The sequence below is a fragment of the Pseudomonas brassicae genome (assembly GCF_010671725.1).
Lineage (GTDB): Bacteria > Pseudomonadota > Gammaproteobacteria > Pseudomonadales > Pseudomonadaceae > Aquipseudomonas > Aquipseudomonas brassicae.
Window position 1 is genome coordinate 1 of sequence record NZ_JAAHBU010000252.1, and the last position, 26,395, is coordinate 26,395.

Genomic DNA, 26,395 nt, shown 5'->3' on the forward strand with positions numbered 1-26,395 from the left:
CAGCGAAGAGGGCGGTACAGGCTGAACGCTAACCCGCCGCTTCACACAACTGCGCCAGCGCCTGCGCCCACTGCGGGTGATCATTCAGGCACGGCACCAGCACCAGCTCCTCCCCGCCCGCCTCGACAAACTGCTCGCGCCCGCGATCACCGATCTCTTCCAGCGTCTCGATGCAGTCGGCGACGAACGCCGGGCACATCACCAGCAGCTTCTTCACCCCTGCCTTGCCCAGCTCATCCAGGCGTGCCTCGGTATAGGGCTCGATCCACTTGGCCCGTCCCAATCGCGACTGGAACGAGACCGACCATTGGCCATCGGCCAGCCCCATTTTCTGCGCGAACAGCTGCGCGGTACGCAGGCACTGGGCGCGGTAGCACACCGCAAGCACCTCGGGCGACGCGGTGCGACAGCAGTCGGCATTCTGGAAACAATGCGCGCCGCTAGGGTCGAGCTTCTTCAAGTGCCGCTCAGGCAAGCCGTGAAAACTCAGCAACAGGTGATCGAAGTCTTGCTCCAGGTACGGCCGCGCACTCGCCACCAGTGCGTCGATATACGCCGGCTGGTCATAGAACGGGCGCAACACCGGCATCTGCAGGTCCAGCTTGTGTTCAGCCACCACCGCCCTGGCCTGCTCGATCACCGTGGTCACGGTGCTGTCGGCAAACTGCGGATACAGCGGCGCCAGAGTCACCTTGCGCACACCCTGCGCCGCCAGCCGCCGCACAACGGTCGATAGCGATGGCTCGCCGTAGCGCATGGCGATCTCCACCGGCCCGTGGGTCCATTGTGCGTGCATGGCCTGTTGCAAACGCCGGGTCAGCACTACCAGTGGCGAGCCCTCGTCCCACCAGATCGAGGCGTACGCGTGTGCCGACTGCTCCGGACGCTTGATCAGGATCAGCGACACCAGCACGCGCCGCACCGGCCACGGCAGGTCGATCACATACGGGTCCATCAGAAACTGGTTGAGGTAACGACGCACATCGGCGACAGAGGTAGAAGCCGGTGAACCCAGGTTGACCAGCAGCAGAGCATGATCGGTCATGCAACATCCTTTTCAGAGGCGCGTGGACAATTCATCCAGCGCCGATTGCACATCGTTGAAACGGAACGTGAAGCCCGCCGCCAGCAAACGCACCGGACGCGCCCGCTGGCCACCCAGCAGCAACACGGACAATTCGCCAAGCCCGGCACGCAACAGCAGTGCCGGCAGTGGCATGAACGCCGGCCGATGCAGCGTACGCCCCAGGCGTCGGGCGAATTCGCGATTGCGCACCGGCTCCGGCGCGCAGGCATTATAAGGACCGCTGGCGTCGCTGCGCTGCAACAGAAAATCAATCAGGGCGATTTCGTCCTGCAGATGAATCCACGGCATCCACTGCCGTCCCTCGCCAATCGGCCCGCCCAGGCCGAGTTTGAACGGCAGGCGCAGGCGCGACAAAAAGCCGCCCTCGCTGCTCAGCACCAGGCCGGTGCGCACCAGCACCACACGTATCCCGAGGGCTTCGGCGGCCAGGGCCGTCTCTTCCCAGGCGATGCACAGCTGGCTGGCAAAATCCTCTTTGACCGGCTGCGAGCGCTCGGTCAGCTCGCGCTCGCCGCCATCGCCATACCAACCCACTGCAGAGCCCGAAATCAGCACGGCGGGCCGCTGCGCCCGGCCCTGCAACCAGGCAACCAGTTGCTCGGTGAGGGTGATGCGGCTGGCCCACAGCTGCGCGCGCCGCGCCGATGTCCAGGGCCGATCGGCAATCGGCGCGCCTGCCAGGTTGACCACCGCATCCAGTGGCTCATCACCCAGTTCATCCAAGCGGCCAATACCGCGCACACCGGCGCCACACACGGCGCGACCTGCTCCGGCCGCCGGCTCCAGACCGTGAGGCGATGCCCCTGGTCCAGCCAGTAGCGGCAGAGGTGTCGGCCGATCAATCCCGTACCACCGGTCAGCAATATATGCATGGCTGTGCCCTCACATGGCGCGCGCTGGTCTATTTTTAAGATCAAGGCACTTTTTTGACCGAACGCTCTCGGATAAACATAGGCCAACCTGTAAAAACGAGCGGGATCATCTTATACAGAATTAGGATATTGTACAGGTTAGCTCCGTCAGCGCAGGCTCCCCCAAAAAGGTTCGAAGAGGCCATCATGACTGTACCTATTGCGATCATCGGTGCCGGCATTGCCGGCCTGTCCGCCGCCCAGGCCCTGCAGAAGGCCGGGCAGACCGTGCACCTGTTCGACAAGGGCCATGGCAGCGGTGGGCGCATGGCCAGCAAACGCAGCGACGCCGGTGCGCTGGATCTGGGCGCGCAATACTTCACCGCCCGTGACCGCCGCTTCGTCGAGCAGGTCCAGGCGTGGCAGGGCAAGGGCTGGGTGGCCGAGTGGAAGCCGCAGCTGTACAACTACCGCGACGGTCAGTTGAGCCCGTCGCCGGATGAACAGGTACGCTGGGTCGGGGTGCCGCGCATGAGCGCGATCACCCGGGGCCTGCTCAAGGATGTCACGGTCAACTTCAGTTGCCGCATCGCCGAAGTGTTCCGCGGCAAGCAGTACTGGCACCTGCAAGACACCGAAGGCTGCAGCCATGGGCCGTACAGCCGGGTCATCATTGCGGTGCCCGCGCCCCAGGCCACGCAACTGCTGGCTGCCACCACCAAGCTGGCAGGCATGGCGGCCAGCGTGCAGATGGAGCCGACCTGGGCCATTGCCCTGGGCTTCGAAACACCGCTGGATACGCCGATGCAAGGCTGCTTCGTGCAGGACAGCGACCTCGACTGGCTGGCGCGCAACCGCAGCAAGCCTGGGCGCGACGAAAAACTCGACACCTGGGTGCTGCACGCCACCGCCAGCTGGAGCAAGCAGCACATCGACCTGTCCAAGGAAGCCGTGATCGAGCACTTGCTGGGCAACTTCGCCGAACTGGTGGGCTGCGCCGTGCCCGCGCCGAGCTTCACCCTCGCACACCGCTGGCTCTACGCGCGCCCGTCAGTGAGCCATGAATGGGGCGCCCTGGCCGATGCCGACCTGGGCCTCTATGCCTGTGGCGACTGGTGCATGTCGGGACGTGTGGAAGGCGCCTGGCTCAGCGGCCAGGAAGCGGCACGCCGCCTGCTCGAACACCTTGAGTGAGCACCTGGCTGATTGACGTTCTACAGAATATTTGACTTGTACAGCCTGTTATCTATGATGACCAAGGCTGTACATGATTTTATTTTTGTATAGATTTTAGTCGAGAGTTTTCCATGGCGACGCACAAACCGAAAATTGCCATAAGCGCCTGTCTTGCGGGCGAGGAAGTCCGCTACAACGGCGGTCACAAGGCATCGCGGCTGTGCACCGAGGTGCTGGCAGACTACTTCGATTTCATCAGCGTATGCCCCGAGGTTGCCATCGGCCTTGGCATCCCCCGTGCGGCCATCCGCCTGGTGGGCGACCCGGCGCAGCCCCGCGCAGTGGGCAGTCGCGACAGTGCCCTGGATGTCAGCGATGCGCTGGGTGCCTACGGCGAGCAGATGGCGGCTCAATTGCCCGATATCTGCGGCTACATTTTCATGCACAAGTCTCCCTCGTGCGGGCTTGAGCGGGTCAAGGTGTACCAAGACAACGGTTATCCGGCCGCCGAAGGCGGACGCGGCCTGTACGCCGCACGCTTTTGCGAACTGCGCCCTGACCTGCCGGTCGAGGAAGACGGGCGGCTCTGCGACCCGGTACTGCGGGAAAACTTCATCACCCGCGTGTACGCCTATGCCGACTGGCAACACCTGCTGGCCAGCGGCCTGAGCCGACACGGCCTGATCGCGTTTCACGCACGCTACAAGTACCAGCTCATGGCGCATAACCCACAGCAGTACAAGGTGCTCGGCAAATTGCTGGGCAGCATGCAGCGCGGCGATGACCCCGAGCAGATCGGCCCCGAGTACTTCAGCCAGCTGATGAAGGCGCTGGGCCGCTGCGCCAGCCGCGGCACCCATGGCAATGTGCTGATGCATCTGAGCGGCTACCTGCGCCGTGTGCTCGACCCCCGCGACAAACAGGAGATTCGCGCATTGATCGACCAGTATCAGGCCGGCGTCGTGCCGTTGGTGGTGCCACTTACCTTGCTCAAGCATCACCTGCGCCACCACCCCGATCCTTACCTGATGCAGCAGGTCTACCTGCAGCCGCATCCGGAAGGCCTGAGCCTGCGCAATGCCATCTGAACACGACCTGCTGCCCATCCGCGAAGTCACGCGCCTGACCGGGGTCAACCCGGTCACCCTGCGCGCCTGGGAACGGCGTTACGGGCTGGTGGTGCCACAACGCACCAGCAAGGGGCACCGCCTGTACAGCGCCGAACACGTGCACTGCATTCGCCAGATCCTGCACTGGCTCAACCGTGGCATCGCCGTAAGCCAGGTCAAGCCGCTGCTGCACGCTTCGCCCAATACAAAACCGCCCACCCAGAGCGATGACTGGCACGTGCTGCACGCGCAGTTGATCGACAGCATTGCCGAACTGGCCGAGCGCCGCCTCGACCAGCAATTCAACCAGGCCATGGCGCTGTACCCCGCTGCCACCCTGTGCGAGCAATTGATACTGCCGCTGCTCGAACAACTGGAGGTGCGCTGGCACGGGCACAACGCCGCGCGCATGGAGCAGGTGTTCTTCCACTCCTGGTTGCGCAGCAAGCTTGGGGTGCGGGTGTATCACAACAACCGTCAGCTGTCGGGTGCCCCGATGTTGCTGATCAACGCCAGCCCCCTGCCGTTCGACCCTCAGTTGTGGCTGTGCGCGTGGCTGGCCAGCGATGCCGGCTGCCCGGTCGAGGTGTTCGACTGGCCGCTGCCACCACCCGAGCTGGCACTGGCCGTTCAACGCCTGCACCCCAGCAGCCTGGTGATGTGCCTGAATACCGTGATCGACACGCGTGACGTGCTGCGTAGCCTGAGCGTGATCGATGTACCGACGCTGCTGGTCGGCAGTGCTGTCACGGTGCATCAACAGGCCCTCCAGGATGAGCTGACAGGCCTTGACCCGGTCCGTTTGCTGGTTTCCCCGCTGGCGGTGCTCAAGCATCTGCCCACCTGAAACACCTGCCCGACCGACGCCCCCTTCTAGAAATCAGGACTTACTATGCAACTGCTCTGGCTGCGTAACGATTTGCGTATTCACGACAATACAGCGCTGGCCGCCGCCTGCAGCCGCGGCCCGACCCTGGCCGTGTGGCTTGTCAGCCCCAGTCAATGGCTGGAGCACGACGATGCACCGTGCAAGGTCGACTTCTGGCTGCGCAACCTGCACAGCCTGCGCCAGTCGCTCGCTGAGCTGAACATTCCGCTGTTGATCCGCGCTGCCGACCAGTGGGCCGATGCCCCTCAGGCGTTGCTGAGCCTGTGCCAGCACTATGCTGTGAGTGCCGTGCACCTCAACGAAGAGTATGGCGTGCACGAACAACGCCGCGACCAGGCCGTGCATGCCCACTTGCAGCAGGCGGGCATTCAGGTACACAGCTACCTCGACCAACTGCTGTTCAAGCCCGGCAGCATCCTGACCCGCACCGGCACGTACTTCCAGGTATTCAGCCAGTTTCGCAAGGTGTGCTACGAGCGCCTGCACCTGGGCTTGCCCGCCCGCGTAGCGTACCCGCGGCGCAAGCCGCACTGGGCATCGCCAGCGACGAGCTTCCGGCCCGCGTACAGGGCTTCGAACCCCCTGCACCAGCACTGCGCGAGCTCTGGCCGGCGGGCGAAGACGAGGCCAGTGCCCGGCTGAGCCGTTTCCTCGACGAAGCCGTGCAGGACTATCCGCTGCAGCGCGACCTGCCCGCCGTACCGGGCACCAGCCAGCTGTCGGCGTACCTCGCTGCCGGGGTCATTTCCCCGCGCAATGCCTGCACGCGGCATTGGCGGGGAATCTTGGCGAATTCGACAGCGGCAATGCCGGTACCGTGACCTGGATCAATGAACTGCTTTGGCGCGAGTTCTACAAACACATCCTGGTCGGCTATCCGCGGGTATCACGGCATCGCGCATTCCGCGTCGAGACCGAAGCACTGCCCTGGCGCCACGCCCCCGAAGACCTGCTGGCATGGCAACAGGGCCGCACCGGCATCCCCATCGTGGATGCGCCATGCGTCAGTTGCTGGCCACGGGCTGGATGCATAACCGCCTGCGGATGATCGTCGCGATGTTTCTGAGCAAGAACCTGTTGATCGACTGGCGCGAGGGCGAGCGTTTCTTCATGCAACACCTCATCGATGGCGACCTGGCAGCCAACAACGGTGGCTGGCAGTGGAGCGCATCGACTGGCACCGACGCCGCGCCGTACTTTCGCATCTTCAATCCTGTCAGCCAGTCCCAGCGTTTTGACAGCAAAGGCACATTTTTGCGCCACTGGCTACCAGAACGCGCCAAACTCGATAATAAATCCATCCATTTACCGCATAATTGCGGTGAACTATTTTTTGCAGTGGATAACTACCCTTCAGCGATTGTAGACTTAGGTCGCAGTCGTTTTCGTGCACTGGATGCTTTCAAACACTTACCCAAGCGCAACGATACATAAGGGTTCACCGTGGCCAGCAACTGTTCTCGTCGTATCTGGATTACCGGTGGGAGCAGCGGGCTTGGCGCCGCCTTGGCCGAGGCGTTGCTGGAACACGGCAGCCAAGTGGCACTCAGTGTGCGCAAGGCCGACGAGGCGCGCACACTGCAGACCCGTTTCCCGGGCCAACTGTTGGTAGTGGTGGGCAACCTGACCAACCCGCTGACCGTCAAACAGGCTTGCGCCAGGCTTTATGAGCACTGGCAGGCACTCGATAGCCTGATCATCAATGCCGGTACGTGCGATTACCTGGACGTGCCCTTGGGCGGTGCGTTCATGGAGCAGATCGTGCGTAGCAATCTGGCCGCCGCCACCCACTGCCTGGACGCGGCAACGCCGTTGCTGCGCGTCGGCCACGCGCCGCACGTGGTCGGTGTACTCAACCGCATTTCCTCGCTGCAACTACGCGACCCCGACCGCCCTGCCCGTCCGACCAACAATCTGGTGCAGGTGTTCGAGGGCGCCCGCGACGTGCTGCATCAGCACGGCATTGCGCTGACAGTGGTAGCACCGCAAACCGTGCAGCATCCGGTCACCGCGTCGTTGGCCACGCCCCAGGCGTGGACCGCGCAGCAAGCCGCACAGGCGATCCTGCAGCGGTTGGCGCAACACCCTGAAAGGCTGGTGCTGGAAGCACTTTCGGCTGACACCCTGTGGCCGCTGCCCAGCTGAAAAAAAGGCCCTGCGCTTGCGCGTCAGGGCCTTTGTTGTGAAGTCGCGCCGTCAGAGCGGCATGCGGTAGTGCAATGCGTAGCTTTCCACCCCGTCATTGGGGGTCTGCAAACCCGCGTTGGAGTAGTGGATGGCGCGCACCCCCACTTCATGCCCGCCGGCAAAGCGCAGGCCGAATCCGATGCGGTCCTCGAACTGGAACGATGACCCCAACTGGTTGCTTTCAAGTTCGGTGCTGGAAAACGCTGCCACGCCGATACCGGCCTCGATATACGGCTTGACCGACTCGCCGGCAAACTCATAGACGAACACCGGTGCAAACGACAGGCTGTGGTTGCTGGCCGTCTTGTCGCCGTCCCAGTAGGTATAGGCGCCGTCCCAGTAGCCGGTGATGCGCCCCACGCGGGTCTGCCACCAACTGACATCCCAGTTCGACTGCAGGCCCAGGCGATAGACCATGGTCGAGTCGCCGGTCTGGCCCACGGAGAAAGACGCGTCAGCGGCGCTGGCGGTGGTGAAGGATTGCCCCAAAGTAACGGCTGCAAGCACAGCCAAGCCAAGCAGTTTCTTCATGAGAAACATCCTTTTTCTTAAGACTCTGTTGTGATTTCTTTGTCTCATCAGACAAGTTAGTAGAAATCGGCAGCGGTACGTTAGTTCAGCAAAACAAAGTGGCTTTTCACACTTTTTTTACATTGCCAAGCGTCGCACGCGGCCCGAGCCACTCCAGAGCAAAGGCAGGATGTCTTGCAGGTGCTGCACACTGGCGCTGGTCCAGAACTGGGCAGGCTGCGCCGGCCCCGCTGCCAGCAGCCCGCGCTCGTGCAGCAGGCGCTGCAACTGGCGGGCCACGGCGGCGCCGGTATCGATGATGGCCACGGTCGACGGCACCATCTCGGCCAGCAGCGGCTTGAGAAACGGGTAGTGGGTGCAACCCAGGATCAGCGTGTCGCAGCCCGCCGCCAGCAACGGCTCGACATAACTGCGCAGCAACTGGCGCAACGCCGGGCTGTCGAGTTCGCCCGTCTCGATCAGGTCCACCAGCCCGGGGCACGGCTGCGTGATTACACGCACATCGCTGGCAAAACGGTCGAGCAGGGCGGCAAATTTTGCGCTTTGCAGCGTACCGGTGGTGGCCAGCACCCCGACCACACCACTGCGGGTGGCCGCCGCCGCCGGCTTGACCGCCGGCTCCATGCCCACCAGCGGCCAATGCGGGTAGCGTTCGCGCAAATCGGCCACCGCCGCAACCGTGGCAGTGTTGCACGCCAGCACCATGGCTTTGGCACCCTGCTGCTGGAAGAAATCGGCAACCAGGCGGCAGCGCTGGCGAATGAACTCGGGCGACTTCTCGCCGTAGGGGATATGCCCGCAGTCCGCCACATACAGCAGCGACTCGTCAGGCAGCAGGCGGCTGATCTCGGCCAGCACCGACAAGCCGCCAACCCCCGAATCGAACACCCCTACTGGCGCTTCACGCATGCCGACCGCCACACACGCTGCAGGCCGGATCGCGCTTGACCCGCAGCTCGCGGAAGCGACTGCCCAGCGCATCCACCAACAACAAGCGGCCCACCAGTGGCTGGCCGAACCCGGCCAGCAGCTTCAATGCCTCCAACGCCTGCAGGCTGCCGACCAGGCCCACCAGCGGGCCTAATACTCCGGCCTCGCTGCAGGTCAGCTCGGCGTCGCTGCCATGCCCGTACAGGCAGTGGTAACAGGGGCTGAGCGGATCACGCGGGTCGAACACCGACAACTGCCCTTCCAGGCGAATCGCAGCGCCACTGACCAGCGGCTTGCCAGCCGCTACACAGGCAGCATTCACCGACTCGCGGGTGGCAAAATTGTCACTGCAGTCGAGCACCAGGTCGACTGCAGCCACGGCGTGGGCCAACGAGTCTTCATCCAGCGCGTGGCGGTGCGCGAACAGTGCGACCTGCGGGTTGAGCGTGCCCAGCCGGGCCAGCGCCGAATCGACCTTGCTGATGCCTACCGAGTTGCTGTCATGCATGATCTGGCGTTGCAGGTTGGTCAGGTCGACACTGTCGAAATCGGCCAGGTGCAGTTCGCCCACCCCTGCCGCGGCCAGGTACAGCGCCACCGGCGAACCGAGGCCGCCGAGGCCGACGATCAGTACACGACTCTGCTTGAGCCGCAGCTGACCGTCGATGTCCACCTGCGCGAGGAGGATCTGCCGGCTATAGCGCAACAGCTCCTCGTCGTTCAGCATGCCAGGCGCCCCAGGCTGATACGCTCGTGCCCGCCGAGGTCGACGCGGCTTTCAATCTGCTCGAAGGCATGCCCGGCCAGCAATTCGCGCACGGCCGCAGCCTGATCGTAACCATGCTCCAGCAACAGCCAGCCGCCCGGCAGCAGGTGCTGCGCAGCCTGGGCGATGATCAGGCGCAGGTCGTCGAGCCCGTCGCTGCCGGCCACCAGTGCACTGCTGGGCTCGAAGCGCACATCACCGGCGACCAGATGCGGGTCCTGTTCGGCAATGTAGGGCGGGTTGCTGACGATCAGCGCAAAACGTTGCTCGGCCAGCGCACTGAACCAGTGGCTGCAAAGCACCGTGACGTTGTCCAGTTGCAGGCGTTGACGGTTGCGCTCGGCCAGCGCCACCGCTTCAAGCACCCGGTCCACCGCCGTGACATGCCAGGCGCGGCGTTCGCTGGCCAGCGCCAGGGCAATGGCGCCGCTGCCGGTGCCCAGGTCGAGTACCGACACGGCGGTGGCCGGCAGCAACTGCAATGCGGCCTCCACCAGCAACTCGGTATCGGGCCTTGGGATCAGCGTGTGCGGTGCAACTTCCAGGTCGAGCTTCCAGAAGCCCTGCTGCCCCAGAATATAGGCCACCGGCTCACCGGCGCTGCGCCGCTGCAAGTAACTGGCGAACGTCTGCGCCGCCTCGCTGCTGACAATGCGCTCGGGCCAGGTATGCAGGTAGCTGCGCGACTGGCCGATGGCTGCGGCCAGCAGCAATTCGATATCCAGACGCGCCGTCGGCGAGTCCGGCAACTGCGCACCGCGCAGCAGGCTGGCAATAATCGTCATTTATTCACCCAGTGCAGCCAGTTGATCGGCCTGGTATTCGGTCAGCAACGGCTCGATCACCGCCTCCACCCCACCGGCCATGACTTCGTCCAGGCAGTACAGGGTCAGGTTGATGCGGTGATCGGTGACCCGGCCCTGTGGATAGTTGTAGGTACGGATGCGCTCGGAGCGGTCGCCCGACCCCACCAGCAGCTTGCGCTCGCTGGCAATGGCGTTCTGCGCGGCGCTGCTCTGCATGTCGTTGAGCTTGGCCGACAGCCACGACATCGCGCGGGCGCGGTTCTTGTGCTGCGAACGTTCTTCCTGGCACTCGACCACGATACCGGTGGGCAAGTGCGTGATGCGGATCGCCGAGTCGGTCTTGTTGACGTGCTGGCCGCCGGCACCGGAGGAGCGATAGGTGTCGACCCGCAGGTCGGCCGGGTTGATCTCGATGGCCACCTGTTCGTCGGGCTCGGGCAGCACCGCCACGGTGCACGCGGAGGTGTGGATACGGCCCTGGGATTCGGTTTCCGGCACGCGCTGCACACGGTGTGCGCCCGACTCGAACTTGAGCTTGCCGTACACACTGTCGCCCTCGACGCGGGCGATGATTTCCTTGTAGCCGCCGTGCTCGCCTTCGTTCTCCGAGAGGATCTCCAACCGCCAGCCACGGCGCTCGGCATAGCGCGAGTACATGCGGAACAGGTCGCCGGAGAAAATCGCCGCTTCGTCACCACCGGTACCGGCGCGTATTTCGAGGAACACGTTGCGCCCGTCGTTCGGGTCCTTGGGCAGCAGCATGCGCTGCAACTGGCCTTCGATCAGCGCGAGCTGTTCCTTGGCCTCGCGCACCTCCTCGACGGCCATTTCACGCAGGTCCGGGTCGCTGTCCTTGAGCAGCGCCTGGGCGCCTTGCAGGTCGTCCTGCACCTTGCGCCACTGCGCATAGGTAGCCGCCACCGGCTCGACCTCGGCGTATTCACGCGAATAGGCGCGAAAGCGCGTCTGGTCAGAGATGACTTCGGCATCCCCCAGCAGGGCGGTCAGTTCCTCGAAACGGTCCTGGAGCGTATCCAGTTTATTCAGCAGCGACGCTTTCATTGCGGGGTTTTATCCGTGGAGCCTTCATTGAGGGCAAAGAGTTCCTGGGCCATGGCCAGCGCATCGAGGCGGCCTTCGGCAGACAGCTTTTTCAGTTGCACGCTGGGCGCATGCAGCAATTTGTTGGTCAGGCCGCGGGCCAGTTGCACCAGCACCTCTTCGGCGCTGCTGCCATTGGCCAGCAGGCGCTGGGCCTTTTGCAGCTCTTCGTCGCGCAGGCGTTCGCCTTGCTGGCGGTAGGCCTTGAGCACGTCCACCGCTGCCAGCTCGCGCAGGCGCAGCATGAAGTCCTCGGCACCCACCGTGACCAGCTCTTCGGCGGCCTGCGCGGCCCCCTGGCGGCTCTTGAGGTTTTCCGCGACCACGTCGTGCAGGTCGTCGACGGTGTACAGATACACGTCATCGAGTTCGCCGACCTGCGCCTCGATATCGCGCGGCACGGCGATGTCGACCATGAAGATCGGCTTGTGCCGGCGCAGCTTCAGCGCGCTTTCCACCGCGCCCTTGCCCAGGATCGGCAACTGGCTGGCGGTGGAACTGATGACGATGTCGCTGTTGACCAGTTCCTGCGGGATATCGGCCAGCAGCACCGCGTGCGCACCGAACTGCTCGGCCAGCGTGCTGGCGCGCTCCAGCGTGCGGTTGGCCACCACAATGCGGCGCACGCCCTGCTCGTGCAGGTGACGCGCCACCAGGGTGATGGTCTCGCCGGCGCCGATCAGCAGCGCCTGGCTACGCCCCAGGTCGCTGAAGATCTGCTTGGCCAGGCTCACGGCGGCAAACGCCACCGATACCGGGTTTTCACCGATGGCGGTATCGGTGCGCACCTGCTTGGCAGCACTGAAGGTGGCCTGGAACAGGCGCCCCAGCAGCGGACCGATGGTGCCGGCCTCGCGGGCCACGGCGTAGGCAGACTTCATCTGGCCGAGAATCTGCGGCTCGCCCAGCACCAGCGAGTCGAGCCCGGAGGCCACCCGCATCATGTGCCGCACCGCCGCGTCATCCTCGTGCACGTAGGCACTGGCACGCAGCTCTTCGAGGCTGAGCTTGTGATAATCGGCCAGCCAGCGCAGCACGCTGTCCGCCGCCAGGTGGTCCTGCTCGATGTACAGTTCGCTGCGGTTGCAGGTCGAAAGGATCGCAGCCTCGCGGCTGGCGGTCAGTCGACAGAGTTGCTGCAAGGCTTCGACCAGCTGCTCGGGCGTAAACGCCACGCGCTCGCGTACGTCTACCGAGGCAGTCTTATGGTTGATACCGAGGGCAAGAAAGGCCATTCAAGGTCGCTGATTGTGACGAGAAGCCGATAATTGTCCTACTTCGCTGGATCGAGAACAACCACCGCTCGTTATTGTCTCTATAGTCTGTATCCAAAAGCCCCATCGACGATGGGTTTGCCATGATCCTTGTGTCATGATGATCCGACCGCAGGTAAGCCGCTCAAATCCCCTATATGAATAGATCTTCCGCGTTAATCCTCGCCTTTGCCCTGCTCCAGGGCTGCCAGACGCTGACCCCGGGCGCCGTGATGCCACGCCGCCGGCCGATGACGCCACGCCGACCGTTGCAGCCAAGCCCACGGTCTACGGCTCGTTCAGCCAGGAAACCGTGTACAGCCTGCTGAGCGCAGAACTGGCCGGGCAGCGCAACCGCTTCGACATTGCGCTGGACAACTATGTCAGCCAGGCGATCAGCACCCAGGACGCGGGTATTTCCGAGCGCGCGTTTCGCATCGCCGAGTACCTGGGCGCCGACCAGGCCGCCCTCGACACCGCACTGATCTGGGCCAAAAATGCGCCCGACAGCCTCGACGCCCAGCGCGCCGCCGCCATTCAGCTGGCGCGCAGCGGTCGCTATGACGACTCGATGGTGTACATGGAGAAGGTCCTGCAGGGCCAGGGCGACACGCATTTCGACTTTCTTGCGCTGTCGGCGGCCGAAACCGACCAGGACACCCGCGACGGCCTGCAAAAAAGTTTCGACCGGCTGCTGGTGAAATACCCCGACAACAGTCAGCTGGTGTTCGGCAAGGCGCTGTTGCTGCAACAGGATGGCAACTCGCAGGCAGCACTGAGCCTGCTTGAAGACCATCCGCCGGCCGACGATGAAATCGCGCCGATCCTGCTGCGCGCACGCTTGCTGCAAAGCCTGGACCGCGGCCCCGAAGCCCTGCCGCTGCTGCGCAAGGCCATCGCCCGCTACCCGGACGACAAGCGCCTGCGCCTGACCTATGCGCGCATGCTGGTGGAGCAGGACCGCGTCGATGACGCCAAGGTCGAGTTCGCCAGCCTGCTACAGCAATACCCCGAAGACGACGAACTGCGCTATTCGCTGGCACTGGTCAGCCTTGAGGCCAAGGCGTTCGACGAAGCCACCGGTTACCTGCAGGAACTGATCGAGCGCGACAGCCATGTGGATGCCGCGCACCTCAACCTGGGGCGCATCCTTGAAGAACGCAACGATACCGAGGGCGCCCTGGCCGAGTACGCCCAGGTAGGCCCGGGCAACGACTACCTGCCGGCACAACTGCGCCAGGCCGACATCCTGATTGCCAACGGCCGTACCGACGAAGCCGGCCGCCGCCTCGCTGAAGCCCGCGAAGCGCAGCCCGACTACGCGATCCAGCTGTACCTGATCGAAGCTGAAACCCTGGGCAACAATGACAAGGACACCCAGGCCATCCAGGTCCTGCAGCGGGGCATCAAGCAGTACCCCGACGACCTCAGCCTGCTGTACACCCGCGCCATGCTCGCCGAGAAGCGCAATGACCTCGGCCAGATGGAAAAGGACCTGCGCAGCATCATCCAGCGCGAGCCGGAAAACGCCATGGCCCTCAATGCCCTGGGTTACACCCTGGCCGATCGCACCAGCCGGTATGCCGAGGCCAAGGGCCTGATCGAGAAAGCCTTGCAGATCAGCCCCGACGACCCCGCCGTGCTCGACAGCCTGGGCTGGGTCAATTACCGCCTGGGCAACCTCGACGAAGCCGAACGCCTGCTGCGCCAGGCACTGGAGCGCTTCCCCGACCACGAAGTGGCGGCCCACCTGGGTGAAGTGCTGTGGGCCAACGGCAAGCGCCGCGAAGCCCGCCAGGTCTGGGCCAAGGCCTTCGAAGGCCAGCCCGATAGCCCTATTCTGCGCAAGACCGTCTTGCGCCTGACCGGATCCGAGACTTTATAAGCTTATGTTCCTGCGCCACTGCATCACCTTCATTCTGATCGCCATGCTTGCCGGCTGTGCCGGCTTCGGCTCCCGCGAGGCCTTGCAGGGCCAGGGCAGCCCGCAACTGTGGCGCGCGCACAAACAGCAGTTGAGCACCCTGGATGGCTGGCAGATCAACGGCAAGGTGGGTATCCGCGCGCCGAAAGACTCCGGCAGCGGTACCCTGTTCTGGCTGCAACGCCAGGACTACTACGACATTCGCCTGTCCGGCCCGCTGGGCCGCGGCGCGGCGCGACTCACCGGGCGCCCGGGCGGTGTGGTGCTGGAAGTGGCCAACCAGGGCCGCTTCGAGGCGCAAGACCCGGAAAGCCTGCTGGCCGAACAGCTCGGCTGGAAGCTGCCGGTGTCGCACCTGGTGTGGTGGGTACGCGGCCTGCCCGCCCCCGACAGCAAGAGCCAGCTGACCCTCGACGGCGACAGCCGCCTGGCCGGCCTGAAGCAGGATGGCTGGAGCGTCGAATACCTGAGCTACACCGAACAGAACGGCTACTGGTTGCCCGAGCGCCTCAAGCTGCACGGGCAGGACATCGACGTGACCGTGGTGGTCAAGGATTGGCAGCCACGCCAACTGGGGCACTGACATGCATGCACTGACACTGCCGGCCCCGGCCAAGCTCAACCTGATGCTGCACATTCTCGGACGCGCCCCGACGGCTATCACGAGCTGCAGACGCTGTTCCAGTTCCTCGACTACGCCGATGAGCTGAGTTTCGATCTGCGTGACGACGGCCAGGTCCACCTGCACAGCGACCTCAAGGATGTGCCTCACGAAAGCAACCTGATCGTGCGTGCGGCGCGCAAGCTGCAGCAATTGACCGGCTGCACCCAGGGCGTGGACATCCACCTGCAGAAGATCCTGCCCATGGGCGGCGGCATCGGCGTGGCAGCTCGGATGCCGCCACCACCCTGCTTGGCCTGAACCACCTCTGGCAACTGGGCTGCAGCGAAGATCAGCTCGCCGAACTGGGCCTGAGCCTGGGCGCCGACGTGCCGGTTTTCGTGCGTGGCCACGCGGCATTTGCCGAAGGCGTGGGCGAAAAGCTCACCCCTGTCGACCCCGAAGAACCCTGGTATGTCGTGCTGGTGCCGCAAGTATTTGTAAGTACAGCAGAAATTTTTTCGCATCCGTTGTTGACACGTGATTCGCTGCCCCTTAAGATGCGCCCCGTTCCCAAGGGAAACAGTCGAAATGACTGCCAACCGGTGGTAGAGCAGAGTTACCCAGAAGTACGTAACTCACTGAATCTGCTTAGCAAATTCACGGATGCTAGACTAACCGGAACTGGAAGTTGTGTGTTTGGGGCCTTCCCAAGCAAAGCTGAAGCTGATAAAGTTTTGGCCCTTCTTGCAGATACCCAATCAGGGTTTGTAGCAAAGGGAAGCAACGTTTCGATGTTGCATCGCACACTACAGAGCCTGCTCTAGGAATCGAGTACCAGGTACTCGCAGCAACAGATACAGGGGCGTCGCCAAGCGGTAAGGCAGCAGGTTTTGATCCTGCCATGCGTTGGTTCGAATCCAGCCGCCCCTGCCATTTTCCTATACTCATCCAGGTATACCCTCAGCCTTCAGGTACTGCGCGTGTCCAAGATGATGGTCTTTACGGGGAACGCCAACCCCGATCTGGCTCGGCGTGTCGTACGTCAGCTGCATATCCCTCTCGGTGACGTTTCTGTCGGTAAGTTCTCCGACGGCGAAATCAGCACTGAGATCAATGAAAATGTTCGCGGTAAAGACGTTTTCATTATTCAGCCGACTTGCGCGCCAACCAACGATAACCTGATGGAACTGGTGGTGATGGCAGATGCCTTCCGCCGCTCCTCAGCGTCTCGAATCACTGCCGTGATTCCTTACTTCGGATATGCCCGCCAAGATCGCCGTCCGCGTTCGGCGCGTGTTGCCATCAGCGCCAAAGTGGTCGCTGACATGCTCACCGTCGTCGGGATGACCGTGTTCTCACGGTCGACCTGCACGCTGACCAGATCCAGGGGTTCTTCGATATTCCGGTAGATAACATCTACGGCTCCCCCGTTCTGGTGGATGACATCGAAGACCAGCGTTTCGAGAACCTCATGATCGTGTCCCCGGACATTGGCGGCGTCGTGCGTGCACGTGCCGTTGCCAAGTCGCTGGGTGTCGACCTGGGTATCATCGACAAGCGCCGCGAGAAAGCCAATCACTCCGAAGTGATGCATATCATCGGCGACGTCGAAGGACGTACGTGTATTCTCGTCGACGACATGGTCGACACCGCCGGCACCCTGTGCCATGCGGCCAAGGCCCTGAAAGAACACGGCGCGGCAAAGGTTTACGCCTATTGCACGCACCCTGTACTGTCGGGTCGCGCGATCGAGAATATCGAAAACTCCGTGCTGGACGCACTGGTGGTGACCAACACCATCCCGCTGTCCGCTGCAGCACAAGCCTGTGACCGTATCCGTCAACTGGATATTGCACCGGTCGTGGCCGAGGCGGTTCGCCGCATCAGCAACGAAGAATCGATCAGCGCGATGTTCCGCTGAGGGTACTGCCCTCGCGACACCACGTTGACGTAAAGCGCCCCGCCCCAGCACCTGTTGTTGGGGCGGGGCTTTTTTGCCCTCCCGGGTTTGGCGCTGGTCGCAAACGCCTGCCGGGTCTGGCTATTTTGGAGATACAAAATGACTGATTTCACTCTGAACGCCCAAGCGCGTACCGACCTGGGGAAAGGTGCGAGCCGCCGCCTGCGTCGTCTCGCCGCCCAGATCCCTGCCGTTGTATACGGTGGCGACAAAGAAGCGCAATCCCTGACCATCGTGGCCAAGGAAATCGCCAAGCTGTTCGAAAACGAAGCGGCCTACAGCCACGTGATCGAGCTGAACGTTGACGGCGTCAAGCAAAACGTCATCGTCAAGGCCATGCAGCGTCACCCAGCCAAGCAATTCATCATGCACGCCGACTTCGTGCGCGTTGTTGCTGGCCAGAAGCTGACCGCCATCGTTCCTGTGCACTTCGTCAACGAAGAAGCAGCGGTCAAGAAAGGTGGCGAAATCTCGCACACCCTGAACGAGATCGAAGTGTCCTGCGAAGCCAAAGACCTGCCTGAGTTCATCGAAGTCGACCTGGCCAAGGCCGACGTCGGCACCATCGTTCACCTGTCGGACCTCAAGGCTCCGAAAGGCGTCGAGTTCGTCGCTCTGGCTCACGGCAACGACCTGGCTGTTGCCAACGTTCACGCTCCGCGTGTTGCGCCTGAAGCTGCAGAAGGCGCTGCTGAGTAATCTACTCGGCACGCCGGCGTTGCCCGGGCCACAGTACGCTTAGCGCTGTGGCCCACAACTCCAAGGAAGAGCCCCTGACGTGACCGCCATCCAACTGATCGTCGGCCTGGGAAACCCCGGCCCCGAATACGAACAGACCCGGCATAACGCAGGGGCTCTTTTCGTGGAACGCATTGCCAGCGCACAGCGTGTCAACCTGACCGCTGATCGCAAGTATTTCGGCTTGACGGCTAAATTCAGCCATCAAGGCCAAGACGTTCGTCTGCTGATCCCCACCACCTACATGAACCGTAGCGGCCAAGCGGTCGCGGCCCTGGCGAACTTTTTCCGCATCGCGCCAGACGCCATCCTGGTGGCCCACGACGAACTCGACCTGCCCCCCGGCGTCGCCAAGCTCAAGAAAGGCGGCGGCCATGGTGGGCACAATGGCTTGCGCGACATCATTGCGCAGCTGGGCAACAACAAAGACTTTCACCGTCTGCGGCTTGGCATCGGCCACCCGGGTGACAGCAGCAAGGTATCCGGTTTTGTCCTTGGCAAGGCGCCCCGCGCCGAGCAGGAAAAGCTCGACGCCAGTATCGATTTTGCCCTCGGCGTGCTGCCGGACATCCTCGCCGGCGATTGGACGCGTGCGATGAGAGAGCTGCACAGCCAAAAGGCCTGACTCCACGAAGAGGGATTCACCATGGGATTCAATTGCGGCATCGTCGGCCTGCCCAACGTCGGCAAGTCCACCCTGTTCAACGCCCTGACCAAATCGGGCATCGCGGCAGAGAACTTCCCCTTCTGCACCATCGAGCCGAACAGCGGCATCGTGCCGATGCCCGACCCGCGCCTGGCGGCCCTGGCGGCCATCGTCAACCCCAAGCGCATCCTGCCGACCACCATGGAATTCGTCGACATCGCGGGCCTGGTTGCCGGTGCCTCCAAAGGTGAAGGCCTGGGCAACAAGTTCCTGGCCAACATCCGTGAAACCGATGCCATCGCCCACGTGGTGCGCTGCTTCGAAGACGAGAACGTGATTCACGTCTCCAACAGCGTCGACCCCAAGCGCGACATCGAGATCATCGACCTGGAGCTGATCTTCGCCGACCTCGACAGCTGCGAGAAGCAACTGCAGAAGGTCGCGCGCAATGCCAAGGGCGGTGACAAGGACGCCGTCGTGCAGAAGGCCCTGCTCGAGCAACTGATCGCCCACTTCACCGAAGGCAAGCCGGCGCGCAGCCTGATGAAGAACATGAGCGCGGACGAAAAGGCCGTGATCCGTGGCTTCCACCTGCTGACCACCAAGCCGGTGATGTACATCGCCAACGTCGCCGAAGACGCTTCGAGAACAACCCGCTGCTGGACGTGGTCAAGGCCATTGCCGAAGAAGAAGGCGCGGTCGTGGTGCCGGTGTGCAACAAGATCGAAGCCGAGATCGCCGAGCTGGACGACGGTGAAGAGAAGGACATGTTCCTCGAGGCCCTGGGCCTGGAAGAGCCTGGCCTGAACCGCGTGATCCGCGCCGGCTACGAGATGCTGCACCTGCAGACCTACTTCACCGCCGGTGTCGAGGAAGTGCGTGCCTGGACCGTTCGCGTCGGCGCCACCGCGCCACAGGCCGCGGGCGTGATCCACACCGACTTCGAGAAAGGCTTCATCCGTGCCGAAGTGATCGCCTACGACGACTTCATCCAGTTCAAGGGTGAAAGCGGCGCCAAGGAAGCCGGCAAATGGCGCCTGGAAGGCAAGGACTACATCGTCAAGGACGGTGACGTGATGCACTTCCGCTTCAACGTCTGATCCGCCCGCCGCGCTGCGCCAAGCACTGCTGCAACCACAACCCCGTACTCACCTTGTGAGACGGGGTTTTGTGTTTCTGCGCCGCGTGCCCAGCGCGACCACCTGGCTGCCCGCGGTTGCGAGCCCGGCAATCAGCGCCTAGGGTACAAGCGACGTACGACCTGCGCTGCCCCTGCCCGTTGCGAGGTGACGACATGCCCAACCCCTCCAGCCCCGCCGTGCTTGCCCTGATCGGCAACACCCCGCTGGTGCGCGTGAGCCGCTTCGATACCGGCCCGTGCACACTGCTGCTCAAGCTCGAATCACAGAACCCCGGCGGCTCGATCAAGGACCGCATCGGCCTGGCCATGATCGATGCCGCCGAGCGCGACGGGCGTCTGCGCCCCGGCGGCACCATCGTCGAGGCCACCGCCGGCAACACCGGCCTGGGCCTGGCACTGGTGGGCCGCGCCAAGGGCTATCGCGTGGTGCTGGTGGTGCCCGACAAGATGTCCACCGAAAAGGTGTTGCACCTCAAGGCCATGGGCGCCGAGGTGCACATCACCCGCTCGGATGTCGGCAAGGGCCACCCCGAGTACTACCAGGACGTGGCCGCACGCCTGGCGCAGGACATACCCGACGCCTTCTTCGCCGACCAGTTCAACAACCCCGCCAACCCGCTGGCCCACGAATGCAGCACCGCCCCGGAGATCTGGGCCCAGACCCAGCACGACCTGGACGCCATCGTGGTCGGCGTCGGTTCGGCCGGCACCCTCACCGGCCTGACCCGGTTCTTCAAGCGCGTGCAGCCAGACCTTGAGATCGTGCTGGCCGACCCGGTCGGCTCGGTGATGGCCGAGTACAGCCGCAGCGGCACCCTGATCACGCCAGGTGCATGGGCCGTGGAAGGCATCGGCGAAGATTTCATCCCCTCGATTGCCGACCTGTCCAGCGTGCGCCAGGCCTACTCCATCAGCGACGAAGAGAGCTTCGACCACGCCCGCCAACTGCTGCGCGCCGAAGGCATCCTCGGTGGCTCCTCCACCGGCACCCTGCTGGCAGCGGCGCTGCGCTACTGCCGCGAGCAGACCGAGCCCAAGCGCGTGGTCAGCTTTGTCTGCGACACCGGCACGCGCTACCTGTCCAAGGTCTACAACGACCAATGGATGACCGATCAGGGCCTGCTGCAGCGCACCCGTTATGGTGACCTGCGCGACCTGATCGCGCGGCGCTTCGAAGACGGCCGGGTGATCAGCGTGCGCCCCGACGACACCTTGCTCACGGCCTTCCAGCGCATGCGCCTGGCCGACGTATCGCAGCTGCCTGTACTGGTGGACGGCCAGCGCCTGGTCGGCGTGATCGACGAATCCGACATCCTGCTGGGCATGCACGAAGACCCCTCGCACTTCTCGCTGAGCGTCGCCAGCGCGATGACCGACCAGCTCGAAACCCTGCCGCCCACCGCCAGCCTGGCTGAACTGCAGGCCGAGCTGGACCGCGGGCTGGTGGCGATCATCGCCGACACTTCGGGCTTTCACGGGTTGATCACCCGTGTCGACCTGCTCAATCACTTGCGCAAGGCACTGCCATGACCCAGCACGACAAGACCGCTTTTGCCACCCGCGTGATCCACGCCGGTCAATCGCCCGACCCTTCGACCGGCGCGCTGATGCCGCCGATCTACGCCAACTCCACCTACCTGCAGCAGAGCCCCGGCGTGCACAAGGGCCTGGACTACGGGCGCTCGCACAACCCCACGCGCTGGGCGCTGGAGCGCTGCGTGGCAGACCTTGAGGGCGGCACCCAGGCGTTCGCCTTCGCCTCGGGGCTGGCAGCGATCTCGGCGGTGCTCGAACTGCTCGATGCCGGGGCGCATGTAGTCTCAGGCAATGACCTGTATGGCGGCACCTTTCGCCTGTTCGAACGGGTACGCCGGCGCAGCGCCGGGCACCGCTTCAGCTTCGTCGACCTGTCGGACCTGGCCGCTTTCGAAGCTGCGCTGCAGGACGACACGCGCATGGTCTGCATCGAGACCCCGAGCAATCCGCTGCTGCGCCTCAGCGACCTGGCCGCGATCGCCCGTGTGTGCCGCGCCCGCGGCATCCTGTGCGTGGCCGACAATACCTTCGCCAGCCCGTGGATCCAGCGCCCGCTGGAACTGGGTTTCGATATCGTGGTGCACTCGACCACCAAGTACCTGAACGGGCATTCCGACGTGATCGGCGGTGTTGCGGTGGTCGGCAACAACCCCGAGCTGGCCGAACGCCTGGGCTTCATACAGAACGCCGTCGGCGCGATTGCCGGGCCGTTCGATGCCTTCCTGACCCTGCGCGGGATCAAGACCCTGGCCCTGCGCATGGAGCGCCATTGCAGCAATGCGCTGGCGCTGGCGCAGTGGCTTGAGGCGCAGCCGCAGGTGGCGCGGGTCTACTACCCCGGCCTGCCCTCGCATCCGCAACATGCATTGGCAAAACAGCAGATGCACGGCTTCGGCGGGATGATCTCGGTCGAACTCAAGGGCAATCTGGACAGCACCCGACGCTTTCTGGAACAGGTGCAACTGTTTGCCCTGGCCGAGAGCCTGGGCGGCGTCGAAAGCCTGATCGAGCACCCGGCCATCATGACCCACGCCACCATCCCAGCCCACACCCGTGCCGAGCTGGGTATCAGCGACACGCTGGTGCGCCTGTCGGTGGGCGTGGAAGACGTCGACGACCTGCGCGCAGACCTGGCTCAGGCGCTGGCGCAGATCTGAACCCATTGCTCAGCGCACGTAGCGCTGCGCCAGCACCTGCAGCAGGCGATCGTCGGCACCGGCGGCACCGATCACCTGCAACCCCACCGGCATGCCCCGCACCAGCCCCGCCGGCAGGCTGATGGCGGGCAGCCCGGTGAGGTTCCAGGCGCTGGTATGGCTGAGTACGGCTGCACGTACGTCGATGCGCTGCTCCCCCACCTGCACCTCGCGCGCATCCACCGGCGTCGCCACAATCGGCACGCTGGCCGACACCAGCACGTCATAGCGCTCGAACAGCCGCGCCATCGCCGCCTTGAGCCGGGCCTGGCTGGCCTGGGCGCGGATGTACTGCCAGCCCCTGACCTCACGCGACAGCTCCAGGCGCTCGCGTACCTCCTGCTCGAACAACTGCGGCGCCGCCTGCATGCGCTCGGCATGCACCTCGTACGCCTCGGCGCGTTGCAGGGTCAGCAAGGTGTCCTTGAGTTCCGCCACCAGCGGCGCCAGCTCGGCAGTGGGCTCCAGTGCATCGCCAAACAGCTGCTGCGCGGCCTGGTAGACCTGCCCTTGAACCTCGGCGTCGAGCGGCCCGAAGGTACCTGGCTCGATCCAGCCCACCCGCAACGGCCGGCTCAAGGTGGCCGGTGCACAGGTACGCGCGGCCACTACTTCGAACAGCACCCGGGCATCGTCGATGTGGTTGGCGATCGGGCCCACGTGGTCAAGGCTCGATGACAACGGGAACACCCCTTGCAGCGGCACGGCAGCGAACGACGGCTTGAAGCCGACCGCACCGCACAACGCCGTGGGAATGCGGATCGAGCCGCCGGTGTCGGTGCCAAGTGCCAACGGCACCATGCCGCTGGCCACCGCCGCCGCACTGCCGGCGCTCGAGCCGCCGGTGATGCAGCGCGCATCCCACGGGTTGCGGGCCGCGCCCTGCAGCGAGCGATCGCCGGTGGGGCCATAGGCGAACTCGTGGGTCAGCGTCTTGCCCACGATCACCGCGCCGGCTTCGCGCAGGCGCTGCACGCACAGCGCATCGCGCCCGGGCCGAAAGCCTTCGAAATGCGCCGAACCGTAGGTGGTCACGTGGTCGAACGTGTCGATGTTGTCCTTGATCGCTACCGGTATGCCATGCAACGGGCCCAGGTCCAGCCCCTGGGCGAACAGGGCGTCGGCCTTGCGCGCCTGCGCCAGCGCCACCGGCGCATCGACGTGGACGAAGGCGTTCAAGGTCGGGTTGAGACGCTCGATGCTGTCCAAGGCAGCCTCGGTCAGCGCGACGCAGGTCACGCGGCCGGCGCGCAGGCGCTCGGCCAGCGTGGCGATCGAAAGGCCGAGAAAGTATCCGGCGTGGGAAGGCTTGGCCTGGTTCATACAGACAACTCCATCAAACCGCAGCAGGTGAAGAGGAAGGAGACGCGGCAACCTGGCGGCTGCCCGGGCGCACCATCAGCATCGCGCTCATGCCCAGTGCCGTGGCCACTGCCGCCGCCACGAACATCGACGAGTAGCCGTAGCGCACGGTCAGGTAGCCGGTGAGCATCGGCGCGATGAACGAGGCCGTGTTGGCGATGAAGTGGGTCATGCCGCTGTAGGCGCCGACGCGGTTGGACGGTGCGGTGTCGATCACCACGGCCCAGTAGACCGAGTTGGGCAGCGCGTTGAGTGCGTTGGCCAGGGTCATCAGGGCGATCACGCCCCACACCGTCTGCGCCTGCGACACCAGCATGAAGCACAGCGTGGTCAGCAGCAGACAGGTCGCGGCCAGCCAACTGCGCGCTACCTTGAGGTTGCCGGTGCGGCGCAGCAGCAGGTCGGAGATCTTGCCGCCCAGCAGCACCGTGAAGCAGGCGCCGGTCCACGGGATCATGCCCATGTACCACAGCGACGACAGGTTGTAGTGGAACTCGTCCTGCAGGTACTTGGGGGTCCAGGTCAGCAGCAGGAAGGTGACGTACACGAACGAGAAGTAGCCGACCGCGTTGAGCAGCAGGTCCTTGTTCTTGAAGAAGTGCCAGATCGGCGCGGCGCTGGTGGTCGGGGTGGTGGCGCTGGCGGCAGCGGCACGTTCCTGACGCAGGTACTCGCGCTCGGCCTTGGACACCCGCGGGTTTTCGTCCGGGGTGTTGGTGAAGCGCGTCATGAAGAAGATCAGCAGTGCCAGGCTGACCACACCCAGCACCACGAACATGCTGCGCCAGTCGCCCGTCAGGGTCTGCAGGCCCACCGCCACCGGGGCGGTGAGCAAGGCGCCCAGCGGCGTGCTGAGCAGGCCGACCGACACCACGAAACCGCGCTCCTTGGGCGTGGCCCAGTTGGCCACGCTCTTGTTGATCACCGAGTAGGCCGGGCCTTCGGCAAAGCCGAACAGCACACGGATGGTGGCGAAGCCGGCCATGGCCGAGCCGCCCATGAACGCCAGGCCCAGGTCACCGGCAAACGCGGTGGCAATCTCGAAAATCGACCAGGTGGCGCCGGCGATCAGCCAGATGCGCTTGGCGCCGAAGCGGTCGGCCAGGATGCCGCCGATCAGTGCACCGAGGATGTAGCCGTAACCGAAATAGCCCAGGACGTTGCCCCAGTCTGCCTTGTCGAAACCGTACTCCGGGAGAATGCTCGCCGAGGCGTATGAAATCGCACCACGGTCGATGTAGTTGAGCAGCGCCATCAGCATGATCAGGAAGAAAATCTGGTAGCGGAAACGCGCAATAGCTGGGCTGTTCATAGGTATCTGACTCTTCAAATGATGGCAGAAGTCAAAAAGTCGGCCGCGTCCGGCGTATTTTTATTGTGTTACCCAAACGTTTGGTTGAGCGAATGTAGCCACGCAAAAAGTTTTAGTCAATCGTTTGGGTAAAGGTTTGTTTCAGGGGCTGTGCGTCGATTGGGGTAGAATTGCGCGCTGAATCACGCCATGCCTGGAAGCCGCTCACACATGCCCAATTCATCTCGCCCCGCCACCCTCAAGTCCATGGCGACAGCACTCGGGGTACACGTTTCGACGGTGTCGCGGGTCCTCAATGGCGACCGGCCGGGGTCGAGCGGGCGGCGTCTGCCGAGGTGGTGGCGCGCATTCGCGCGTTGGCCAAAGAGCTCGATTATCGGCCGAACACGCAGGCATCCAACTTGAAACTGCGTAAAAGTCAGGAGATCTGCGTACTGATGCCGCGCCTCACTGACCTGGTGATGGCGACCATCTACGACAGCATCGACAGCGCTGCCGAGCAGGCCGGCTACCTCACCTTCGTGTCCAATACCGACGACCAGCAACCGCGCCAACTGGCGCGCGCCGAACACGCACTGCGCCGCTCGGTGGCGGGCCTGATCGTGGGTGACTCGCATGTGGGCAAGCAGCAGCCGTTGCTTGAGCTGCTGGCGCGCAAACACATTCCCTACGTGCTGGTCAGCCGGCAGATTGCCGGGCACCTGACGGCGGGCAGCAACGACGAACTGGGCGGCTGGCTCGCGGCCGAGCACCTGTACCAGTCGGGTTGGCGCGATGTGGCGATCCTGGCCGGTGAGCGGCATGCGTCGACGGGGGCTGACCGTACCCGTGGGTTTACTCGTTACTACCGTGAGCAGGGTATTGCGTTGCGCCCGGAGTGGACCCTGAATGGCCCCTTCGACAGCCTGACCGGGCACCAGCAGGGTGAATACCTGCTGGGGCTGAGCCCTCGTCCGCAGGCATTTTTTGCGGTGAACGACTTCCTTGCCATTGGCCTGATGGGGGCGGCGCGGGACAAGGGGTTGGTGCCGGGGAAAGACATTGCGGTGGTTGGTTTCAACGACACGCCGCTGGCCAATGAGTTGATCGTGCCCTTGACCAGCGTGCGCTTGCCGTTGGCGGAGATGGGGCGGCATGCGGTGGAGTTATTGCTCAAGCGCATCCAGGGTGAGCCGGCAGAGTCGATCATCCTGACGCCGCAGTTGCAGGTGCGAGCGAGCTCAGGCGCGCAGTAAGGGCCCCACCGCGCAGCAAAAGCCGGGCCTCCAAGGCTGGCAACGCCGAACTAAC

General features: G+C 64.0%; 18 protein-coding genes, 1 tRNA gene and 7 pseudogenes. 16 read left to right on the forward strand and 10 right to left on the reverse strand.

Going from position 1 to position 26,395, the window contains the following annotated elements; all coding sequences use genetic code 11:
* Positions 1 to 28: 28 nt before the first annotated feature.
* Positions 29 to 1,045 (reverse strand): ferrochelatase, encoded by a 1,017-nt coding sequence (gene hemH, locus G3436_RS17145; RefSeq protein WP_163947254.1) that lies wholly within the window; start codon positions 1,043 to 1,045, stop codon positions 29 to 31.
* Positions 1,046 to 1,057: 12 nt separating this feature from the next.
* Positions 1,058 to 1,959 (reverse strand): annotated as a pseudogene (locus G3436_RS17150) (TIGR01777 family oxidoreductase).
* A gap of 186 nt (positions 1,960 to 2,145) precedes the next feature.
* Here G3436_RS17150 and G3436_RS17155 point away from each other — a divergent pair.
* The 5 genes and pseudogenes from G3436_RS17155 to G3436_RS17175 all read left to right on the forward strand — a co-directional run bounded on the left by G3436_RS17155 (position 2,146) and on the right by G3436_RS17175 (position 7,257).
* On the forward strand, positions 2,146 to 3,132 hold the full coding sequence (locus tag G3436_RS17155) for an NAD(P)/FAD-dependent oxidoreductase (RefSeq protein ID WP_163947257.1): 987 nt from the start codon (positions 2,146 to 2,148) through the stop codon (positions 3,130 to 3,132).
* A 113-nt stretch (positions 3,133 to 3,245) separates the two neighbouring features.
* Entirely contained in the window at positions 3,246 to 4,202 is a 957-nt protein-coding gene (locus tag G3436_RS17160) for a YbgA family protein (RefSeq protein ID WP_163947260.1), read from the forward strand.
* Positions 4,192 to 5,070 carry a MerR family transcriptional regulator gene (locus G3436_RS17165; RefSeq protein WP_163947261.1) on the forward strand — a complete coding sequence of 293 codons (879 nt, stop codon included), beginning with the start codon at positions 4,192 to 4,194 and terminating at the stop codon, positions 5,068 to 5,070. The genes G3436_RS17160 and G3436_RS17165 overlap by 11 nt, the downstream gene beginning before the upstream one ends.
* A 45-nt stretch (positions 5,071 to 5,115) precedes the next feature.
* Positions 5,116 to 6,546, forward strand: a pseudogene (gene phrB / locus G3436_RS17170) (deoxyribodipyrimidine photo-lyase).
* A gap of 9 nt (positions 6,547 to 6,555) precedes the next feature.
* Positions 6,556 to 7,257, forward strand: a complete 702-nt coding sequence (locus G3436_RS17175; protein ID WP_163947264.1) for an SDR family NAD(P)-dependent oxidoreductase — start codon at positions 6,556 to 6,558, stop codon at positions 7,255 to 7,257.
* Positions 7,258 to 7,308: 51 nt separating this feature from the next.
* Here G3436_RS17175 and G3436_RS17180 read toward each other — a convergent pair whose 3' ends face one another.
* From G3436_RS17180 to hemA, 6 genes are all read right to left on the reverse strand, one after another.
* Positions 7,309 to 7,830, reverse strand: a complete 522-nt coding sequence (locus tag G3436_RS17180; protein ID WP_163947267.1) for an acyloxyacyl hydrolase — start codon at positions 7,828 to 7,830, stop codon at positions 7,309 to 7,311.
* Positions 7,831 to 7,947: 117 nt separating this feature from the next.
* Positions 7,948 to 8,739 (reverse strand): glutamate racemase, encoded by a 792-nt coding sequence (murI, locus tag G3436_RS17185; RefSeq protein WP_163947269.1) that lies wholly within the window; start codon positions 8,737 to 8,739, stop codon positions 7,948 to 7,950.
* Positions 8,732 to 9,487, reverse strand: a complete 756-nt coding sequence (locus G3436_RS17190; RefSeq protein WP_163947272.1) for a molybdopterin-synthase adenylyltransferase MoeB — start codon at positions 9,485 to 9,487, stop codon at positions 8,732 to 8,734. Before G3436_RS17190 ends, murI begins: the two co-directional genes overlap by 8 nt.
* Positions 9,481 to 10,311 (reverse strand): peptide chain release factor N(5)-glutamine methyltransferase, encoded by an 831-nt coding sequence (prmC, locus tag G3436_RS17195; protein WP_163947275.1) that lies wholly within the window; start codon positions 10,309 to 10,311, stop codon positions 9,481 to 9,483. The genes G3436_RS17190 and prmC overlap by 7 nt, the downstream gene beginning before the upstream one ends.
* Positions 10,312 to 11,394: a peptide chain release factor 1 gene (gene prfA, locus G3436_RS17200; protein ID WP_163947278.1), complete on the reverse strand. Its 1,083-nt coding sequence runs from the start codon at positions 11,392 to 11,394 to the stop codon at positions 10,312 to 10,314.
* Positions 11,391 to 12,668 (reverse strand): glutamyl-tRNA reductase, encoded by a 1,278-nt coding sequence (gene hemA, locus G3436_RS17205; RefSeq protein ID WP_163947281.1) that lies wholly within the window; start codon positions 12,666 to 12,668, stop codon positions 11,391 to 11,393. The genes prfA and hemA overlap by 4 nt, the downstream gene beginning before the upstream one ends.
* A gap of 176 nt (positions 12,669 to 12,844) precedes the next feature.
* Here hemA and G3436_RS17210 point away from each other — a divergent pair.
* The 10 genes and pseudogenes from G3436_RS17210 (at position 12,845) to G3436_RS17255 (ending at position 22,392) form a co-directional block, all read left to right on the forward strand.
* Positions 12,845 to 14,571 (forward strand): annotated as a pseudogene (locus tag G3436_RS17210) (tetratricopeptide repeat protein).
* A gap of 4 nt (positions 14,572 to 14,575) precedes the next feature.
* Complete coding sequence (gene lolB / locus G3436_RS17215) at positions 14,576 to 15,193, forward strand: lipoprotein insertase outer membrane protein LolB (protein ID WP_163947284.1); 618 nt, start codon at positions 14,576 to 14,578, stop codon at positions 15,191 to 15,193.
* A 1-nt stretch (position 15,194) separates the two neighbouring features.
* Positions 15,195 to 16,038: pseudogene (gene ispE, locus G3436_RS17220) on the forward strand (4-(cytidine 5'-diphospho)-2-C-methyl-D-erythritol kinase).
* A gap of 34 nt (positions 16,039 to 16,072) precedes the next feature.
* A tRNA-Gln gene (locus G3436_RS17225) sits at positions 16,073 to 16,147 on the forward strand.
* Positions 16,148 to 16,194: 47 nt separating this feature from the next.
* A pseudogene (locus tag G3436_RS17230) lies at positions 16,195 to 17,135 on the forward strand (ribose-phosphate pyrophosphokinase).
* 138 nt (positions 17,136 to 17,273) lie between these two features.
* A complete protein-coding gene (locus G3436_RS17235; protein WP_163947287.1) occupies positions 17,274 to 17,873 on the forward strand; it encodes a 50S ribosomal protein L25/general stress protein Ctc in 600 nt (199 codons plus the stop codon).
* Positions 17,874 to 17,952: 79 nt separating this feature from the next.
* Positions 17,953 to 18,537, forward strand: coding sequence for an aminoacyl-tRNA hydrolase (pth, locus tag G3436_RS17240; protein ID WP_163947290.1), 585 nt, complete (start codon positions 17,953 to 17,955; stop codon positions 18,535 to 18,537).
* A gap of 21 nt (positions 18,538 to 18,558) precedes the next feature.
* Positions 18,559 to 19,658: pseudogene (gene ychF / locus G3436_RS17245) on the forward strand (redox-regulated ATPase YchF).
* A 194-nt stretch (positions 19,659 to 19,852) separates the two neighbouring features.
* Positions 19,853 to 21,229, forward strand: a complete 1,377-nt coding sequence (locus tag G3436_RS17250; RefSeq protein WP_163947293.1) for a pyridoxal-phosphate dependent enzyme — start codon at positions 19,853 to 19,855, stop codon at positions 21,227 to 21,229.
* A complete protein-coding gene (locus G3436_RS17255) occupies positions 21,226 to 22,392 on the forward strand; it encodes a trans-sulfuration enzyme family protein (protein ID WP_163947296.1) in 1,167 nt (388 codons plus the stop codon). Before G3436_RS17250 ends, G3436_RS17255 begins: the two co-directional genes overlap by 4 nt.
* A 9-nt stretch (positions 22,393 to 22,401) precedes the next feature.
* Here G3436_RS17255 and G3436_RS17260 read toward each other — a convergent pair whose 3' ends face one another.
* Together G3436_RS17260 and G3436_RS17265 are read right to left on the reverse strand one after the other, a co-directional pair.
* Positions 22,402 to 23,754 (reverse strand): amidase, encoded by a 1,353-nt coding sequence (locus G3436_RS17260; protein WP_163947298.1) that lies wholly within the window; start codon positions 23,752 to 23,754, stop codon positions 22,402 to 22,404.
* A 13-nt stretch (positions 23,755 to 23,767) separates the two neighbouring features.
* A complete protein-coding gene (locus G3436_RS17265) occupies positions 23,768 to 25,105 on the reverse strand; it encodes an MFS transporter (protein ID WP_163947301.1) in 1,338 nt (445 codons plus the stop codon).
* 210 nt (positions 25,106 to 25,315) lie between these two features.
* On the opposite strand from G3436_RS17265, the pseudogene G3436_RS17270 reads away from it, so the two are divergent.
* A pseudogene (locus G3436_RS17270) lies at positions 25,316 to 26,340 on the forward strand (LacI family DNA-binding transcriptional regulator).
* The last annotated feature ends 55 nt before the right edge of the window (positions 26,341 to 26,395 follow it).